The organism is Mesorhizobium sp. WSM4976, from assembly GCF_029625685.1.
In the GTDB taxonomy this organism is placed as follows: domain Bacteria; phylum Pseudomonadota; class Alphaproteobacteria; order Rhizobiales; family Rhizobiaceae; genus Mesorhizobium.
Genome location: NZ_JARTVT010000047.1, coordinates 1 through 16,003, shown reverse-complemented (window position 1 = coordinate 16,003; position 16,003 = coordinate 1). Strand labels below are relative to the sequence as shown.

At 62.7% G+C, this 16,003-nt stretch carries 17 protein-coding genes; 4 read left to right on the top strand and 13 right to left on the bottom strand.

Annotation, left to right across the window (positions count from 1 at the left end; all coding sequences use genetic code 11):
* Positions 1-2: 2 nt before the first annotated feature.
* The 8 genes from lepB to rpoZ form a co-directional block, all read right to left on the bottom strand.
* Positions 3-752, bottom strand: coding sequence for a signal peptidase I (gene lepB / locus P9272_RS33855; RefSeq protein WP_128257613.1), 750 nt, complete (start codon positions 750-752; stop codon positions 3-5).
* Between the two features lie 79 nt (positions 753-831).
* Complete coding sequence (acpS, locus tag P9272_RS33850; RefSeq protein ID WP_126061909.1) at positions 832-1,245, bottom strand: holo-ACP synthase; 414 nt, start codon at positions 1,243-1,245, stop codon at positions 832-834.
* On the bottom strand, positions 1,242-1,829 hold the full coding sequence (locus P9272_RS33845) for a DUF2062 domain-containing protein (protein WP_278164474.1): 588 nt from the start codon (positions 1,827-1,829) through the stop codon (positions 1,242-1,244). Before P9272_RS33845 ends, acpS begins: the two co-directional genes overlap by 4 nt.
* 327 nt (positions 1,830-2,156) lie before the next feature.
* On the bottom strand, positions 2,157-2,567 hold the full coding sequence (locus tag P9272_RS33840; RefSeq protein WP_126061911.1) for a RidA family protein: 411 nt from the start codon (positions 2,565-2,567) through the stop codon (positions 2,157-2,159).
* A 29-nt stretch (positions 2,568-2,596) separates the two neighbouring features.
* On the bottom strand, positions 2,597-2,977 hold the full coding sequence (locus tag P9272_RS33835; protein WP_278164470.1) for a VOC family protein: 381 nt from the start codon (positions 2,975-2,977) through the stop codon (positions 2,597-2,599).
* 75 nt (positions 2,978-3,052) lie between these two features.
* Complete coding sequence (gene pyrE, locus P9272_RS33830) at positions 3,053-3,631, bottom strand: orotate phosphoribosyltransferase (RefSeq protein WP_128257609.1); 579 nt, start codon at positions 3,629-3,631, stop codon at positions 3,053-3,055.
* A gap of 24 nt (positions 3,632-3,655) precedes the next feature.
* Positions 3,656-5,887: a bifunctional (p)ppGpp synthetase/guanosine-3',5'-bis(diphosphate) 3'-pyrophosphohydrolase gene (locus tag P9272_RS33825; RefSeq protein WP_128257608.1), complete on the bottom strand. Its 2,232-nt coding sequence runs from the start codon at positions 5,885-5,887 to the stop codon at positions 3,656-3,658.
* 171 nt (positions 5,888-6,058) lie between these two features.
* Positions 6,059-6,460, bottom strand: coding sequence for a DNA-directed RNA polymerase subunit omega (gene rpoZ, locus P9272_RS33820; RefSeq protein WP_041002102.1), 402 nt, complete (start codon positions 6,458-6,460; stop codon positions 6,059-6,061).
* 301 nt (positions 6,461-6,761) lie between these two features.
* On the opposite strand from rpoZ, the gene P9272_RS33815 reads away from it, so the two are divergent.
* Together P9272_RS33815 and P9272_RS33810 are read left to right on the top strand one after the other, a co-directional pair.
* Entirely contained in the window at positions 6,762-7,343 is a 582-nt protein-coding gene (locus P9272_RS33815) for an NYN domain-containing protein (protein WP_040984251.1), read from the top strand.
* 12 nt (positions 7,344-7,355) lie between these two features.
* Positions 7,356-8,012 (top strand): uracil-DNA glycosylase, encoded by a 657-nt coding sequence (locus P9272_RS33810; protein WP_278164467.1) that lies wholly within the window; start codon positions 7,356-7,358, stop codon positions 8,010-8,012.
* Here the strand turns inward: P9272_RS33810 and P9272_RS33805 are convergent.
* From P9272_RS33805 to dapA, 3 genes are all read right to left on the bottom strand, one after another.
* The gene (locus P9272_RS33805) at positions 7,981-8,718 is read right to left on the bottom strand and encodes a GH25 family lysozyme (protein ID WP_278164465.1); all 738 of its coding nucleotides are present in this window, start codon (positions 8,716-8,718) and stop codon (positions 7,981-7,983) included. The two genes, P9272_RS33810 and P9272_RS33805, sit on opposite strands and share 32 nt — an antisense overlap.
* Positions 8,719-8,812: 94 nt before the next feature.
* The gene (gene smpB, locus P9272_RS33800) at positions 8,813-9,292 is read right to left on the bottom strand and encodes an SsrA-binding protein SmpB (RefSeq protein WP_041002108.1); all 480 of its coding nucleotides are present in this window, start codon (positions 9,290-9,292) and stop codon (positions 8,813-8,815) included.
* 25 nt (positions 9,293-9,317) lie between these two features.
* Positions 9,318-10,199, bottom strand: coding sequence for a 4-hydroxy-tetrahydrodipicolinate synthase (dapA, locus tag P9272_RS33795; protein ID WP_278164463.1), 882 nt, complete (start codon positions 10,197-10,199; stop codon positions 9,318-9,320).
* Positions 10,200-10,456: 257 nt separating this feature from the next.
* Between dapA and P9272_RS33790 the strand changes: the two genes are divergently transcribed.
* Positions 10,457-12,496 carry a lytic transglycosylase domain-containing protein gene (locus P9272_RS33790; protein ID WP_128257604.1) on the top strand — a complete coding sequence of 680 codons (2,040 nt, stop codon included), beginning with the start codon at positions 10,457-10,459 and terminating at the stop codon, positions 12,494-12,496.
* A gap of 103 nt (positions 12,497-12,599) precedes the next feature.
* Positions 12,600-13,496, top strand: a complete 897-nt coding sequence (locus P9272_RS33785) for an alpha/beta hydrolase (protein ID WP_278164460.1) — start codon at positions 12,600-12,602, stop codon at positions 13,494-13,496.
* Positions 13,497-13,573: 77 nt separating this feature from the next.
* On the opposite strand, the gene P9272_RS33780 is transcribed toward P9272_RS33785, so the two are convergent.
* Positions 13,574-14,650, bottom strand: a complete 1,077-nt coding sequence (locus P9272_RS33780; protein ID WP_278164458.1) for a site-specific integrase — start codon at positions 14,648-14,650, stop codon at positions 13,574-13,576.
* 243 nt (positions 14,651-14,893) lie between these two features.
* A partial coding sequence (locus tag P9272_RS33775; RefSeq protein WP_278164456.1) for a porin occupies positions 14,894-16,003 on the bottom strand: 1,110 nt, incomplete at its 5' end.

The following is a 16,003-nucleotide window of genomic DNA, read 5'->3' as shown; positions in this document are numbered from 1 at the left end:
CTCTAGTGGACGAAATGGAACAGGCGATCGGCACGCATCAGCGACGGCCACTTCCAAATCTCGAGCGGGCTTGCCTTGCCGGCGATCGAGAAGAAGATGAGATTGGCGCGACCGACCAGGTTCTCGGCAGGAACAAAGCCGACGGTGAAGCGGCTGTCGGAGGAATTGTCGCGGTTGTCGCCCATCATGAAGTAGTGGCCGGGCGGCACGGTCCATTCGCGGGTGTTGTCGCCGATCGAATTCGGGGTCAGGTCGAGCGTGTCGTAGCTGACACCGTTCGGGAGCGTCTCGCGATAGACGTCGACGGGCTGAGGCACTTCGGTGATGTCGGGATTTTCGATCTGGCCGGTCTTCACGCGCGGCACGCCGACGTCGTTGATGAAGAGCTGGCCGTTCTTCATCTGTATCTTGTCGCCGGGCAGGCCGATGACGCGCTTGATGTAGTCGACCGACGGGTCCGGCGGGAACTTGAACACCACCACGTCGCCGCGCTTGGGCTCCGAGCCCCAGATGCGGCCGGAAAAGAGATCGGGGCCGAACGGCAGCGAATAGCGCGAATAGCCGTAGGCCCATTTGGTGACGAAGAGATAGTCGCCTTCCAGCAGCGTCGGCCGCATCGAGCCCGACGGGATGGAGAAAGGCTGGAAAAGCAGCGTGCGGATGACGAGCGCGAGCAGCAGAGCCTGGATGATGACGGAAAAGGTTTCACCAAGCCCGCCGGATTTCTTCTGCGATTTTTCAGCCACGCTCATGTCGTCCTCGATTGTGCGATGTTGGTATAGAGTCTCGGCGCGCGCTGGGCAACGTCATGCCGCTCGTGGTCAGATGGAATCAATGTGGCGCTTGTTCGGCGGGCACCGCCTCGATGATCACAAAGGCTTGAGCAAGCGGAAAATCATCGGTTATGGTCAGATGGATCAGCGCGCGATGGCCCTTCGGCAATATCTTCTCCAGCCTGGCGGCGGCGCCGCCGGTCAGCGCCATGGTCGGCGCACCGCTCGGCAGGTTGATCACGCCCATGTCGCGCCAGAACACGCCCTCGGCCATGCCGGTGCCCAGCGCCTTGGCGCAGGCCTCCTTGGCGGCGAAGCGCTTGGCGTAGGAAGCCGCGCGGGCGGCCCGCCTTTCCGACTTGGCCTGCTCGACCTCGGTGTAGATGCGCTGGACGAAGCGCTGGCCGTGCCGCTCCAGCGATTTCTCGATGCGTCTGATGTCGATGAGGTCGCTGCCGATGCCGATGATCATTGCGCCGGCATTTCCCGTCCACCCTGCCGCGCTTTCTTCTCGGCATGCTCGGCCATGCGCTTCCTGCGCTGCTCGCGAAACACGGTCATGCCCCAGCGCGTGACGCCATAGAACAGGAGGCCGAAGACCAGGCCAAGCAGCACCGCGCCGATCAGCATCGGCTCCAAAACGGGCTGCCAGAGCTTGTCGAAGGAGAGCTTGTGCATCATTTCGCCGAGATGCTCGGGAGGCCCGTGCCTCGGCAGATGCTCACGCAGGATCAGTTTGCCGATTTCCCAGGACGCGCCCCACAACAGCGGGGCGGTCAGCGGATTGCCGAAAAACACCGCGCCAAGCGCCGCCGCGACCAGATTGCCGGCGATCACCCAGCAAAGCACCGCGGCAACCACGAAATGGACGCCAAGCGGGAAGAAGGACGCAAAAACACCCGCGGCGACGCCGGCGGCGACCGAATGTGGCGTCGACTTCAGCCGCAGGATGCGCTTGGAAAAATACTGCACGGAACGTGAGAACGAGCGGCGCGGCCATAGATAAGTACGCACCCGCTCAAGGAGGCCATCAGGCTCTCGGCGTCGAAAAAGCACTCTGTTCCAGTTCCCGGTCCAATGCGCTGCCCCTGCCCACCGGGACGCGCCACACATATCTTGCGCCTCCATGGCGCAGAAAGGCAACAAGACACTGATATAGCGACGGCAAGGCCGAACAACAACGAAACGCCGCCGCGATGGACTGCCGCAGGTCTAACAAGACCGCCATTCTGGCGAAACTGAGGAAAGAAAGACAACGTGCCCGCCCGCGCGATGACGGCGCCGGCGGATCGACTGATGAACCGCGCATCGGTTCAGCGGCCCTCACCTGATTGCAGCAGCGGTACAGCCAGCCAAACATCGCGTAGTCTGTCTTGAAAAGTCTTACGGCCGCCTGAAGCGGTCATGAGGGATTTCCGCGGTCGCCGTGATCTCGATCAACAGGTCGGGATGATAGAGGCGAACGACCTCCACAGTGGTCGTAACCGGAAATGGCTCAGCAAAAAACTGCTTGCGAATTTCTCCTGCGGCCATGAACTTCTGTATGTCCGTGGCGTACTGGGTCAAGGATATGATGTCGGCCATCGTGCCGCCAACGGACGCCAGAACGGCCTGAATATTCTCCAACGTTTTGCGGACCTGTGCCGGCATATCGTTCTTGCCGACGACTTGCCCTTCCTTGTCGAGCGAAACCTGTCCCTTGAGATGGACGATCTGGCCCACCCCTTGGATCTTCAGCATGGAAAAAGCGCCGAATGGCTGCCAGATTTCGGAGGGATTGAAGCTTGTCGCCATGTGAGCTTTCGAATTTGGTCTGGCCAAGTCTATGACCGGTATTCGCTGACCTCGACCAGATTGCCGTCCGGATCGCGGAAATAGACCGACATCATCGCACCGCGCGCGCCGGTGCGTTCGACCGGGCCGACTTCGATCGCCACGCCATTCGCCGCGAGGCTAGCCTGGACCTCTGCAAGCGGCACCGAAGCCACAAGGCAGAAGTCACCGGAACCGGCAGTTGGCGCCTTGGCCTTCGGCTCGAAAGTGCGGTCGACTTCATGCAGGTTGATCTTCTGCGAGCCGAACAAAAGCGCGGTCGGCCGGTTCGGCTCATCCAGGCGCCGCATGCCGAGCACACGCTCGTAGAAGTCGCAGGTCGCTTTGACCGAGCGGACCGTCAGCACGAAATGGTCGATGCCGGCTATCATCGCCAACTCGACACATGCCGCTGGCAAGGAGGTGCAAGCGGCGCGCTCAAGTGCTTGTTTTTGCACATCACGACGTCAGATGTTGCGGCTTCCAGGCTTAACGGCCGGGATGGCGGCGAGTTCCGGCGGCAGGCGGTCGGCGGGATAGGCCGGCACTTCATATTCGGCAAGTGCGATCAACGGCACGCCGACATCGGTCTTGCCGGCCGAGCGATCGATGATGCAGGCGGCCGCTACAACCTCGGCGCCAAGCTCGCGCAGGCAATCGATGGTCTCGCGGATCGAGAGGCCGGTGGTGACGATATCCTCGACGATGACGACGCGCGCGCCCTTGGCGATCTCGAAGCGGCGCAGCCTGAATTCGCCCCCTTCCCGCTCGACCCAGATCGCCGGCGCGCCGAGGTGGCGCGAGGTCTCATAGGCCGGAATCAGGCCGCCGATGGCCGGGCCGACGACATAGTCGATCCTGCCGGGCACCGCCTTGCGGATCTTCTCGGCCAGCGCCTTGCAGAGACGCTCGGTCTTGTCCGGATGCATGAACACGCGAGCCTTCTGCAGGAAGACCGGGCTGCGCAGGCCGGACGTCAGGATGAAATGTCCTTCGAGAACGGCGCCGGCCTCGCGGAAAATGCCCAGCACTTCGTCGGTGTTCATTTCGTTCCCCATTCAATCTTTCATTTAGCCGTTGACGCGCCGTGCGTCGCTGACGCTCGAATTGTCCTTGAGCTGCGACAACAGCCGGTTGAGGTGCTTCAGGTCCCAGACCTCGAGGTCGATGAGCATCTCGGTGAAATCGGGCGCCGTGCGTATCATCGACAGCGTGTGGATGTTGGCGTCGTTGGACGCCACCACCTGGGCGATGTCGGCCAACGAGCCCGGCGCATTTATGGCGGTGACCGATATACGGGCGGGAAAACGTTCCTTGGTGCGCTCGTCGATGTCCCAGCGCACGTCGATCCAGCGCTCGGGCTGGTCATCGAAAGCCTGCAGCGCCGGCGACTGGATCGGATAAATGGTGATGCCGGTTCCCGGCTGGATGATGCCGACGATGCGGTCGCCGGGCACGGCACCTTCCGGCGCGAAGCGTACCGGCAGGTCGCCGCGCACGCCGCGGATCGGCACGGCCCCGTCGCGAGGCTGGTCCTTGCCCTTTCGCGCGGCGCGTGTGCCCGGCATCTGGAACAGCATGCCGGCGGCGTTGCGGATCTTCGACCAGCCCTCCTCGCGCTGCTTGGGCGCCGCGACGGTGACGCGCTCGTCCTTATAATCGGGGAAGACCGCCTTCATGACGTCGGTGGAGCTCAGCTCGCCGCGGCCGACGGAGGCCAGCACGTCCTCGATATCCTTGCGCGCCAGACGGTGCAGAACCGGCTTCAGGCTCTCCTTGGTGAAGGTCTTGCCGGCGCGCTCGAAGGCGCGCTCCAGGATACGGGCGCCAAGGCCCGAATATTGCTTGCGGATCGCGTTCTTGGTGGCGCGGCGGATGGCGGCGCGCGCCTTGCCGGTGACCACTACCGATTCCCAGGCGGCGGGCGGCACCTGCGCCTTGGAGCGGATGATCTCGACCTCGTCGCCATTCTTCAATTCCGTCATCAGCGGCATGATGCGGCCATTGACCTTGGCGCCGACGCAGGTGTCGCCGACATCGGTGTGGACGGCATAGGCGAAGTCGATCGGTGTCGCGCCACGCGGCAGCGCGATCAGCATGCCCTTGGGCGTGAAGCAGAAGACCTGGTCCTGGAACAGCTCCAGCTTGGTGTTCTCGAGGAAATCCTCTGGATTGTCGCCCTCGGCCAGTTGCTCGATGGTGCGCCTGAGCCAGGCATAGGCGTTGGTCTCCTTGGAGATCGCGTGGCCGGCGCCGTTCATCTTGCCGCCTGTATCCTTGTAGATCGAATGGGCGGCGACGCCGTATTCGGCGATCTTGTTCATCTCTTTGGTGCGGATCTGCAATTCGACGCGCTGGCGCGACGGGCCGACGATGGTGGTGTGGATCGAGCGGTAGTCGTTCTGCTTGGGCGTCGAGATGTAGTCCTTGAAGCGGCCGGGCACCATCGACCAGGTGGTGTGGATGGCGCCAAGCGCGCGGTAGCAGTCGTCGACCGAATCGACGACGACACGGAAGCCGAAGATGTCGGAGAGCTGCTCGAAGGAGAGCGCCTTGGCCTCCATCTTGCGGAACACCGACCATGGCTTCTTCTGCCGGCTTTTCACGCTCGCCTTGATGGCGTGTTTCTCGAACAGGCCGGACAGCGCCGTCTCGATCTCCTGCAGGACGCCCTTGTTGCGCTCGAAAATCTCGGCAAGCCTCGCGGTGACGGCTCGATAGGCTTCCGGGTTGATGTAGCGGAAGGCGATTTCCTCCAGCTCCTCGCGCATGCCCTGCATGCCCATGCGCCCGGCCAAGGGGGCATAGATGTCCATCGTTTCCTCGGCGATGCGCAGGCGCTTGGACTCGGGCATATGGTCGAGCGTGCGCATGTTGTGCAGGCGGTCGGCGAGCTTGACGAGGAGAACGCGAATATCCTCGGAGATCGCGAGCAGCAGCTTGCGCAGGTTCTCGGCCTGCTCGGCCTTCTTGGAGACGAGGTCGAGCTTCTTCAGCTTGGTCAGGCCCTCGACCAGCTTGCCCATTTCGGGACCGAACAGCTCGTCGATCTCGGCCCTGGTCGCGGTCGTGTCCTCGATCGTGTCGTGCAGCAGGGCAACGGCGATGGTCGCCTCGTCCATATGCATCTCGGTGAGGATGGCCGCCACTTCCAGCGGATGCGAGAAATAGGGATCGCCCGAGGCACGCTTCTGGTGGCCATGCTTCTGCATGGCATAGACATAGGCCTTGTTGAGCAGCGCCTCGTTGACGTCAGGCTTGTAGCGCTGCACGCGCTCGACAAGCTCATACTGACGCATCATGGGCGGGATCTCGCGGTGCTGAAATGATTGATGCGCCGCACTGACGTGCGACGCATCCCATAGATAGCCACGAAACTTACGAGACGGAAGTGCCGGATTCTTGATCCAGGCGAACTCTGGAGCTTTTCAGAATACGCTCAACAACCAGCTGAGCAGAATTATCAAAAGCTCTTAGTAGTCGTCGCTCTTTTCCGGGGGTACCAGACCTTCGATGCCGGCGAGCAGGTCTTCCTCGCTCATGCGGTCGAAAGCGATGTTCTCCTCGGCGTCGTCGGCGTCGGCCGCGACGGCGGTCGCGCCGGTCTGATCGGTGATCGCCTCGCCCTCGGCCTCCGGCTCGTCAACCTCGACATGCTTCTGCAGCGAGTGGATCAGGTCTTCCTTGAGATCGTCGGGCGACAGCGTCTCCTCGGCGATCTCGCGCAGCGCGATGACCGGGTTCTTGTCATTGTCGCGCGGAACGGTGATCTGCGCGCCCTGGCTGATCTGGCGGGCGCGATGGCCGGCGAGCAGCACGAGTTCAAAACGGTTGTCGACCTTGTCGATGCAATCTTCAACGGTTACGCGGGCCATGGACTGCCCCTTTCATGCGATGGATTTGATGGAAAGCTGGCGCGCTCCATAACGCGGGCGCGGCCGAAATACAAGCTTTATGGCAGCGCGGGCGGCTTTGCCGCCTTTGCGCGGCTAATCGCTGGATCATGCCATGATACGTCTCACGTAGTCGCGATCACAATTGCTTGCAATGCCGGGCCGTGCCCTTGGATATCCATAAATTGCGCGTTATCTCGGATGTGACGGGTAGCAAACGCATTGTCGGACCCATTCGTCGACGCATTTTGACGACAGAAATTTTCGAAAGGGATGTTTTTCTATGTTCGATCCCCGTGAAAAGATCGCTCTTTTCATCGACGGCGCCAATCTCTACGCCACGTCGCGGGCGCTGGGCTTCGACATCGACTATCGCAAGCTTCTGTCGAGCTTCCAGAAGCGCGGTTATCTGCTGCGCGCTTATTATTACACCGCGCTGGTCGAGGATCAGGAGTATTCCTCGATCCGGCCGCTGATCGACTGGCTCGACTATAATGGCTTCAAGGTGGTGACCAAGCCCGCCAAGGAATTCACCGACTCGACCGGCCGCCGCAAGATCAAGGGCAACATGGACATCGAGCTGACCGTCGATGCGCTGGAGCTTGCCGACGTCGTCGACCATTATGTCATCTTCTCCGGCGACGGCGACTTCCGCACGCTGGTCGAGGCCCTGCAGCGGCGCGGCCGCAAGGTGTCCATCATTTCGACGATGGCTTCGCAGCCGCCGATGATTTCCGACGACCTGCGCCGCCAGGCCGACCATTTCATCGATCTGATGACGCTGAAGAGCGAGGTCGGCCGCGATCCGTCCGAGCGGCCGGTGCGCCGACCGGAACCCGCCGAAGTCGACGAGGACGATTATTGACGGGCGGCGGCCTTGAGCGCCGCACCCTCTCCGGAACCCAGCCGTGACTGCCCGCTCTGCCCGCGGCTGCATGATTTCATCGCCGCCTGGCGCGAACGCGAGCCGGGCTGGTTCAATGCACCGGTGCCGACGTTCCTGCCCCCCGAGGGCGAAAATTCCGTCCGGCTGCTGATCGTCGGGCTGGCGCCCGGGCTGCGCGGCGCCAACCGAACGGGGCGCCCCTTCACCGGCGACTACGCCGGCGACCTGCTCTACGGCACGATGATCGCGCAGGGCTTGGCGCGCGGCAAGTTCAAGGCAAGGCCGGACGACGGACTGGAGCTTGTCGGCACGGCAATCACCAATGCGGTGCGCTGCGTGCCGCCGGAAAACAAGCCGGTGGGCGCCGAGATCGCCACCTGCCGGACTTTTTTGAAACCCACCATCGCGCGCTTCCCCAACCTGCGCGCCATCCTCACGCTCGGTTCGATCGCGCATCAGTCGACGGTGCGGGCGCTGGGCGAGCGCGTCGCAGCCATTCCGTTCCGCCACGGCGGCAAGCAGGAAGCTGGCGGCATCGTGCTGTTTTCCAGCTATCACTGCTCGCGCTACAACACCAACACGGGTGTGCTGACGGAAGAGATGTTCGTCAGCGTGTTCAGTGAGATTGCGGCGTTCCTGAGGAATTAGGGGGCGGAGCGAACAGCTCGGCCAGCGTCTCGCGGCCGCCCTTCAGAACGTTGAGATCGACATCGCCTTCGATGCCGTCGACGCGGCCCATATTGTGATACTGCCAATAGATCCAGTCCCTCTCACTCGGCCTGGTCTCCAATGAACGCAGCCAGCGCCGGCGCGCGATGATGGTTGCCGAGTAGGCGTCGGCCGCCTCGTCAGTCAAATAGAGGATTGCCTGCTTGCCGAACGCCGTCTCGACCGGGCCGAGGAATGCGGCAAGCTCGGTGTTCAACTGCTCGGGCGAGGGTCGCTGGGGGCAGTTGCCGCCGAATTCGATATCGACCACCGGCGGCAAAAGCCGCTCGCCGCGCGGCACCACGGCGATGAAATTCTTCGCCTGGTCGGCGCCGGGCCGGCAGAAGGTGAAGAAATGATAGGCGCCGACCGCCAGGCCGGCCGCACGGGCTTCGCGTAGGTTAGCAGCAAACAGTGTGTCGACATGGGTGCCGCCTTCCGTCGCCTTGATGATGGCGAAGGCGACATCGTCGGCAGCGACGCGCCGCCAGTCGATGGTCGCCTGATGATGCGAAACGTCGATGCCCCTGATCGGAAACTCGGCGCGGTCCAGTGAAAAGCCACGGAACCAGAAATAGGCGCCTGCCGCGACGGCACAGGCGACAACCACCCCGGCAAGGCTCCAGAAAACGATCCGCTTCCTCAAGACCGCCCCCCCGTCAGAAGATGAGATTGCGCCGGACGAAAGAGTCGGCCAGTGGCTTTTTTCAGGCGGTCGGTTTCTGCCGCCTGGCCGCGGCTCAGCCACGCTCCTTCAGCAGCCGGCCCTTCTCGCGCGACCAGTCGCGCTGCTTTTCGGTCTCGCGCTTGTCGTGCAATTTCTTGCCGCGGGCGATCGCGAGCAGCAGCTTGGCGCGGCCGCGGTCGTTGAAATAGATCTTGAGCGGCACCAGCGTCATGCCCTCGCGCTCGACGCTTTGCGAGAGCTTGGCCATCTCGCGCTTCGAGACAAGCAATTTGCGGCGCCGGCGCGGCTCGTGGTTGAAGCGGTTGGCTTGCAGATATTCCGGCAGATAGGAATTGATCAGCCAGATCTCGCCGCCCTCGGCCGAGGCGTAGCTCTCCTGGATGTTGGCCTGGCCCTGGCGCAGCGACTTGACCTCGGTGCCGGTTAGCACCAAGCCGGTCTCGATTGTGTCGAGCACCTCGTAGGAAAAGCGCGCCTTGCGGTTTTCGGCGACCGTCCTGTTGTTGGGGTCGGCTTTCTTGACTTGATTCATAATGCGGAGAGGTGGCGCCTCATTCCTAATTAATCAAGCCGGCGTGCTTCATCGCCTGATCGATCTTTTCAGCCGTCGCGGCCTCGACCGTCACCAGCGGCGAGCGCACCACGTTCTCGACCTTGCCCAACTTCGACAACGCGTATTTCGACCCGGAAACGCCAGGCTCAATGAAGATCGCCTTGTGCAGCGGCAAGAGCCGGTCCTGCAGCTCGAGCGCCTTGGCGCTGTCGCCGGAGAGCGTCGCTTGCTGGAATTCGGCGCAGAGCCGTGGCGCGACATTCGATGTCACCGAAATGCAGCCGACGCCGCCATGGGCGTTGAAGCCGAGGGCCGAAGCATCCTCGCCGGATAGCTGGATGAACTCCTTGCCGCAGGTCATGCGCTGCTCGGAGACGCGCTCGACCTTGCCGGTCGCGTCCTTGACGCCGACGATGTTCTTGAAGTCGTGGGCCAGGCGGCCCATCGTCTCTGGCGTCATGTCGATCACCGAGCGTGGTGGGATGTTGTAGATGATGATCGGCAGCCTGGTCGCCCGGGCGACAGCCGCGAAATGCTCATAAAGGCCGCGCTGCGTGGGCTTGTTGTAGTAAGGCGTGACCACGAGGGCAGCGTCGGCGCCGGCCTTTTCGGCATATTGCACCAGCCCGACCGCTTCCTCGGTGTTGTTGGAGCCTGCGCCTGCAACGACCGGCACCCTGCCCTTAGCCACCTCGATGCAGACCTTAACGACCTGGCGGTGCTCGTCATGCGACAGCGTCGGCGACTCGCCGGTGGTGCCGACCGGAACGAGGCCCTTGGTGCCCTCCGCGATCTGCCATTCGACGAAGGCGCGAAAGGCTTTCTCGTCGAAACGCCCGCTCTTTTCGAACGGTGTGACGAGCGCGGTGAGCGAGCCTCTCAGCATATCTTCCAAACTCCTTGGAACTCTCGGGAACGTATCAGGTTTGTCGGTCGGGTTACTTGCGCGCCTTCTAACCGAAAGCGAAGCCGCGCACCATAGTCTCGACACGGTTTAGCGGCAAGCATCGGCGTAATGCCAGCAAGCGCTATTCGAACGGCCTCGATAACCTTTTGTTTACGAGCCCTTCACGACCTAAGTTTAGGCTCCGCATCGGGTTCTCTAGTGCCCGCGCCTGCTGACGATGTGCTAGGATTGCAACCATGCCGACGAGGCGGCCTCATCTCTTCGCGCTTTTGGGCGCGATCGTCGCGCTGACGCCCACCGTGGCGATCGGTGGCAGCGTCGACGCGCGCGCGACGGCTTCCATCCCGGCGCCGGACGTGCCTCAAGCGCCTGGCCAGATGCCGGCCGTCCCACCCACCGACATCGCGCAACTGAAGAGTGGCCTCGACGCGCTTGCCGCCAACAACATTGCCGGCGCGCGCAATGCACGCGACACGCTGCCCGCCACTTCGCTCGACCGGCACATCCTGGCCTGGGCGATCGCGCTCTATGGCGGCGACCAGGTGCCGAGCGGCGAGATTGCCGATGCCGCCAAGATGCTCCCCGGGTGGCCGGGCACGATCGCGCTGCGCAGGAACAGCGAGCGCGCGCTCTATCGCGAGAACCCGCCGCCGCAGGTGGTGGTGCAGGCCTTCGGCCGGAGCCAGCCGCTGACGCCGGAGGGAATCATCATCCTTGCCCGCTCGCAGGTGGCGCTTGGCAACTTGGCGGCGGCGCGCGCAGCGCTGGTGCCGTTCTGGCGCAGCGAGAAGCTGGAAGCCAAGGATGAGAACGCCATCATCAAGGAGTTCGGCATGCTGATCCCGGCGGCCGACCATCGCTACCGCATGGAGCGCATGTTCTATGCCGACCGGCCGTCCTCGGCCCTGCGCGTCGCCGGCCTCGCCGGCGCGCAGCCCCTGGCGGATGCCTGGGCCGCGGCCGACAAGGGCGACAAGAACACCGCAAAACTGTTGAAGGCGGTGCCCGCGGCGCAGCGCTCGGCCGGCTATTTCTTCGCCGAGGCGGAATATCTGCGCAAGCAGCAGAAATTCGCCGATGCCGCTGCTGTCGTGATGAAGGCGCCGACCGATCGCGATTCGCTGGTCGACCCCGATGCCTGGTGGGTGGAACGGCGTGTGCTCTCGCGCGAGCTGGTCGATCAGGGCGACATGAAGACCGCCTACAAAATCGTCTCCCTGCATGCAGCCGAAAGCCCGGCCAATGCCGCCGAGGCCGAGTTCCATGCCGGCTGGTACGCGCTGCGCGGCCTGAACGATCCGGCGACCGCCGCCACCCACTTCAAGCGCATCGCCGAGCTCGCGCAGGGACCGGTGTCGCTGTCACGCGCCTATTACTGGCTCGGCCGAACCGCGGAAGTCGGCGGTCCAGGGAGCGCCAAGGATTATTTCACGCGCGCGGCCAGCTACGGCACGACCTTCTATGGCCAACTCGCCGGCGAGCGCGTGGGGTTGAGGGCACTCAACATCGCCTATCCGAAACCGAGTGCGGCCGACCGCCAGAGCTTCGACGGCCGCGAGGCGGTGAGCGCGATCAAGCGACTGCAAGAGGCGGGCTACGATCGCTATGCCGAGACGCTCTATCGCGACCTTGCCGGCCAATTGACCAGCCCGGGAGAGCTGGCGCTGCTTGCGGTGCTGGCGGAAAAGCAGGGCAATCATTTCATGGCGCTGAAAGTCGGCAAGATCGCCGCCCAGCGCGGCATCGATGTCGGTGCGCTGTCGCATCCGCTGGGTGTCATTCCCGATTCGGCCAACATTTCCGGGTCCGGCAAGGCGCTCGCCTACGCTATTGCCCGCCAGGAAAGCGAATTCAATGTGGGCGCCGTTTCCAGTGCCGGCGCGCGCGGCCTGCTGCAGTTGATGCCGGGCACCGCCAAGCAGCTGGCGAAGAAGGCCGGCATGAGTTTCTCGCAGGCGCGGCTGACAAGCGATGCCGGCTACAACGCGACGCTTGGCTCGGCTTTCCTCGGCGAGCAGCTCGACCGCTTCGGCGGCTCCTATGTGCTGACCTTCGCCGGCTACAATGCCGGCCCCAATCGCGCCGCACAGTGGGTGGCGAAATACGGCGACCCGCGCGGCAAGGACGTGGATGCGGTCGTCGACTGGATAGAGCGGATTCCGTACACGGAAACAAGAAGTTACGTGCAGCGCGTGATGGAGAATTACGAGGTCTACAAGATGCGTATTTCGGGCAAGTACGACATCGTGGGAGACCTTGTGAACGGACGGAGCTGAGGCGTTCTTCCTTCTCACGCTGCCGAGAAGGGAAGGTCTTCCCCATTTGACGATCCCTGCCCTCGCCTGTAGCTGTCGGTCACCAGCGAGGAGCGGCATTGCCATGGCGAACGAAGGTTTCTCCGACTTCTTCTATTCCGCGCCCGACGGCTTGAAGCTCCATGCCCGGGTCTATGGCGAAACAAACGACAGCGGCTGGCCGGTCGTATGCCTGCCGGGCCTCACCCGCAATGCCCGCGACTTCCATGAACTGGCGCTCCATCTTTCCATCAAGTCAGAGAGCCCCCGCAAGGTCATCGCGTTCGACTACCGCGGCCGCGGCCAATCGGACTACGATCCCGATATCGGCCACTATAATGTCGGGGTCGAAGCCGGTGACGTGCTTGCCGGGATGTCGGCGCTCGACATCGAGCAGGCAGCCTTCGTCGGCACGTCGCGCGGCGGCCTGATCATCCATGCGCTTGGCGCGCTGAAGTCGGCAGCGCTGAAAGCCATCGTGCTGAACGACATCGGCCCGGTGATCGAGACGGCAGGCTTGATCCATATCCGCTCCTATCTCGACCGTGCGCCGAAACCGAAGACTTTCGCCGAGGCGGTGGATGCCCAGCGGCGCGTGCATGGCGCCGATTTCCCGGCGCTCACCGACGCCGACTGGGCGCGGATGGTCCGGGCGATCTGCCGCGAGACGGAGGCCGGCTGGGTGCCGGATTTCGATCCGGCCCTGATCGACACGCTGGCCGGCGCCGACTTCTCGAAGCCTTTGCCGGATCTGTGGCCGCAGTTCGACGCACTTGCCGCCGAGCCGCTGCTTGCCATCCGCGGCGCAAACTCGAAACTTCTGTCCGTGGCGACACTTGAGGAGATGCGCAGGCGTCATCCCGGAATGGAATCGGCCACCGTCGAGGGGCAAGGCCATGCGCCCTTCCTCGAGACCGACGGCGTGCGGGAGAAGATAGCGGCGTTTCTCGACCAGGCCGAAAATCAGGTTGAGCGAAAGTAAAACCCGAGACTAAATCAGCCCCGGCTCTGCCATTAGAATATAGATTGGGCTCGCTGACGGGACCCGTTCCGACCAGCCTATTCGCCTTTCGAGTGCTTGCGGCGTGCCTTGGCCGGCTCCGGCCGCTTCGCTTTGCGAGACGACGGGGTGGAAGTCGGCGTGGTAAGGGGCGAGGCAAACACGGAGCTCTCCGCCGAGCCCGGCGACGATTCTTGACTGCGAGGCCTCTCGAGAACGGTAACGCAGCCGTCGAGGTCGTTGGTGGCCAAATGAGCGTAACGCATGGTCATCGACAGCGTCTGGTGGCCCAACCACATCTGCACGCGCCTTATGTCGATGCCGCCCTGGACGAGACGCGAAGCGCAAGTGTGGCGCAGGATATGCGGCACCACCTGCTCATCGGCGCCGAGACCGACTTCCGTCTTCGCCTCGTTCCAGATCGAGCGGTACTGCGCCTGAGTGAGCTTGGTGAATGGGCCCTTCGGCCGACGTCCTTCCGTATTCGACGGCAGCTTGATCACCTCCTTGACCCGTTCGGTCATCGGAATGGTGCGGCTGCGGCCGGATTTGGTGATCCAAAAGGAGACGCGATGTTCCTGAATGTCGTTCCAGATAAGGCCGAGCGCCTCGCCGAGGCGGCAGCCGGTATCGACCAGGAAGACGGAAAGCCGGTAGGCATCCTCGCTGCGGCTCCTGATCGCCGCGAACAGCCTTGCCTCTTCGTCCCTCTCGAGGAAACGAATCCGCCCCGCCCGTTCCTTCTGGCGGCGAAACTCGGGCAGGCTGTGGATATCTCCCATCTTATGCGCCTTACGCAGCAATTTGCTGAGGGCAGCCATCTTGCGATTGATGGTTGCATTGCTGTTACCGCGCTGGCGCAATGTACCGATAAGATTGTCCAGGGTGTTCTGGTCAAAGGTGCTGAAACGCTCTCCCAGAAGGATCTCGTCTATTTCACCGATGAAAGAGCTGACATTGTATTTATGCCGCCCATCATCCCAGAGTATATCTCGATAAGCTGCGAAAAGCTCCCCGATCCGATACGACTTTACTTCTCTGATCTTGTTGTATGTGTATCGAAAGTTCGAATTCTGAGAAGAAAATACCGCAAAATGACCAGAGGGCTCACCCTCTTGAACCGCTTCGTTCGACATTTTAGCCACATCCCACTGTGGTTAAGGGGCCAGCCCTAACCGTTCGGAGATGTCCTTTCAAGAGTTTTCGTGTCTGGTGGCCGATCCCATCCGCCGGAGCGGATCCCACAAAATCATCCGACAGACCCAATCAGCTTATCGTTTCACCCCCATCCTTTCGTTTGCGTTGCGACCAACCGCGGAAAAAAAGGCCCGGGCGTGGAGACGCCCGGGCCGGATTTCACGTGTGTATTGAACCAGCCCTTAGAAGTCGCGCTGGAAGCGGAGGATACCGCCGACGCTGTTCTTCTTGTTGGCATTGGTCCAGTTACCGAACACATTCGGGTCACCGAAGTGGCCGTAGTGGTCATAGTCAACTTCAGCCGTGACCGTGAAGCCCGGGACGGCAGTGTAGGCAACGTTAGCCGCCACACCGTAGTTCTTATCCTGGTCACCCGACACCTGGAGGTTGAACGCGGTCTTCTCGTTGAACTTGTAGGTGCCGCCAGCCCAGAACGCCCAGTGACCGCCCCACTGCTTGTAGAAGTCACGACCGTTGGCGAAGTCAACCGTATGCCTGTCGGAGCCGTAGCCGAACATGCCGAACAGCGACAGCTCGCTCGTGACATTGAAGTCGGCGCGAATCTTGCCGGCCCACTCTTCGTAGGTGCTGTCATAGGCAGCAACGCCGGTGATGGCGCCCCAGCCCTGCGTGTACTTCACGCCGCCGACGACATGCGGAACATAGCTGTCGATCGTGCCACGGTAGCCATTGCCGGTGCCCGAGCCCTCTTCGAGCGAGACCACAGCCGAGAAGCCGTTGCCAGCGTCAAAGTAGTACTGCACGACGTTGGTGTCGAAGTCGCCATAGGGAACGATCGTGTCCTGGATGACGTTGCCGGCGTAGCCGATGAACGTGTTGAAGGCCGATTCGTCCTTACCGACGCGGAGACCACCGAGTTGGATCCAGGCGAAGTTCAGCGAAACACCCGAATTGTGGGCCGGGTTGGTATTTGCAGACCCGTCGCTTCCGCCGCTCCAGCCGCTGCCGTTGCCGAAGTTGAAGCGAGTTTCGGTATAGGTCTTCAACGTGCCGAGCTCGGTTTCCTGGCCGGTCCAGGTCTTCAGGGTGAAGCGGGCGTTCTTCTTCCAAGTGCCCTGCTCTTTGCCGTTCAGCGCATCTATGCTCTTCGCACCGTCGAACGAGCCGACGTCGCCGAGGCCGATGTCATAGCGAACGTAGCCGCCGATGCGCAGGCAGGTCTCGGTGCCCGGGATGTAGAAGTAGCCGGCGCCATAGACGTCGCAGATCTTGACGTATTCGGCCGGTTCCGGCTCGGCGACGGTCACCGCGTCGGCGGCGCGAGCACCGGA